Raw genomic sequence first — 1,716 nt, 5'->3', positions numbered from 1 at the left:
CGAACTTTTTACAACACCACCAACATCTACTTTTTCTATTTCTCACCCCCCCCACCGTGGGGGGGGCGGGGCACGGCGGGGCCCCCACGCTCGGCAACAGGGTGATCCGATGCAACGCGTCTGTTTTCTTCTGAAGGTCCGCTCCGAGATGGTCGCCGAGTACCGCGAGCGCCATCAGGACGTGTGGGCCGACATGCTCGCCGCGCTCTCCGCGGCCGGCTGGCGCAACTACTCCCTCTTCCTGCGGGAGGACGGCCTGCTCGTCGGGTATCTCGAGACCGACGACTTCGAGGCGGCCCGAGCTGCCATGGACGCCACCGAGGTGAACACGCGTTGGCAGGCCGAGATGGCGGAGTTCTTCGAGGAACTGGACGGGCAGGCGCCCGATTCCGCCATGCGCCCCCTCGCCGAGGTCTTCCATCTGGCGTGAACCGGAGGCTCGGCTCCGTAGGATGAACGCTTCCCCAAACCGGCTCGAGTACGGGGACAGAACAGCAGGAGACACACATGACCCACTCCATGCCGACGGTCGGCATCAAGGACGTGGCACGGGAGGCGGGCGTCTCCGTGGGCACGGTCTCCAATGTGCTCAACCAGCCCGGCCGCGTCTCGCAGCGGACGCGCCGTCATGTGGAGCAGGTGATCGCACGCCTGGGTTACGTGCGCAGCGAGTCCGCCCGGCAACTGCGAGCGGGCCGCAGCCGTGTCATGGCGGTGCTCGTCCTCGACATGGGCAACCCGTTCTTCGTCGACCTGGCCCAGGGCGCCGAGCGCACGGCCCGGGACGCGGGACTCGCCGTCACCCTGTGCAACAGCGCGCAGAGCATGCAGAAGGAGGCGGAGTACCTCGACCTCTTCGCCGAGCAGCGGGTCCGCGGGGTACTGGTCACCCCTGCCGATCCGAGTGGACGCAGCCTGGGCGACTTCCGCCGGCACGGGATTCCCTACGTCACCGTGGACCGGGTGGCGGGGGACGAGCAGGGCTGCTCCGTCTCGGTCGACGACGTCACCGGCGGCGCCCTGGCGATCCGTCACCTCACCGGTGCCGGACACCGCTCCATCGCCTACGTCAGCGGACCACCCCATCTGAGGCAGGTACAGGACCGTCGGACCGGGGCACTGGACGCCATCGCCCACGCCGGCCTGCCCCCCACGGCGTTGCAGGAGATCCCCACCGAGCGCCTCGATGTGGCCGGCGGGCGTGACGCCGGAGCCAGACTGCTGGGGCTGGCGGAACGGCCCACCGCGGTCTTCTGCGCCAACGACCTGCTGGCCCTCGGAGTGCTCCAGTTCATGTACACGGCCGGAGTCAAGGTCCCCGACGACATGGCCATCGTCGGGTACGACGACATCGAGTTCGCCGCCGCGGCGACCGTCCCGTTGACCTCTGTCCGCCAGCCCGCCCGCGCCATGGGTGCCATGGCGGCCGAGCTGCTTCTCCAGGAGGCCGGTGGCCAGGCGGACGAGCACCGGCACGAGCACGTGGTTCTCCAGCCCGAGCTGGTCGTTCGCGGCTCGAGCCTGCCCACGTACTGACGGCCCGCCCGATCCCTGCGGGCGCCGTCGGCGCATGGTCGTACCGCCGGAAGGAGAGCAGACCAAGAGGCGGGGGGGGGGGGTGGGCCCCCCCGGCCCGGTGGCGTTACGGCTCCCGCCCGGGGGGGGTTTGGGGTGGGGGGGCGTGGGGGGTTGCAGGGGTAGGGATCACCCCTCGGT

Annotated in this window: 2 protein-coding genes; both read left to right on the top strand. The window is 70.0% G+C overall.

Annotated features, from left to right (window positions below):
- Positions 1 to 109: 109 nt before the first annotated feature.
- A complete protein-coding gene (locus tag ACFWR9_RS25160; protein ID WP_383845952.1) occupies positions 110 to 430 on the top strand; it encodes an L-rhamnose mutarotase in 321 nt (106 codons plus the stop codon).
- A gap of 77 nt (positions 431 to 507) precedes the next feature.
- Complete coding sequence (locus ACFWR9_RS25155) at positions 508 to 1,536, top strand: LacI family DNA-binding transcriptional regulator (protein WP_383845950.1); 1,029 nt, start codon at positions 508 to 510, stop codon at positions 1,534 to 1,536.
- Positions 1,537 to 1,716 lie beyond the last annotated feature (180 nt).

Source organism: Streptomyces sp. NPDC058534, from assembly GCF_042717365.1.
Classification (GTDB): domain Bacteria; phylum Actinomycetota; class Actinomycetes; order Streptomycetales; family Streptomycetaceae; genus Streptomyces.
The sequence above is the reverse complement of the archived record's forward strand: the minus strand, read 5'-3'. Positions and strand labels throughout refer to the sequence as shown.

Coding starts and splice junctions, on each gene's coding strand:
- ACFWR9_RS25160 (WP_383845952.1), top strand. CDS start 110: ATGCAACGCGTCTGTTTTCTTCTGAAGGTCCGCTCCGAGATGGTCGCC.
- ACFWR9_RS25155 (WP_383845950.1), top strand. CDS start 508: ATGACCCACTCCATGCCGACGGTCGGCATCAAGGACGTGGCACGGGAG.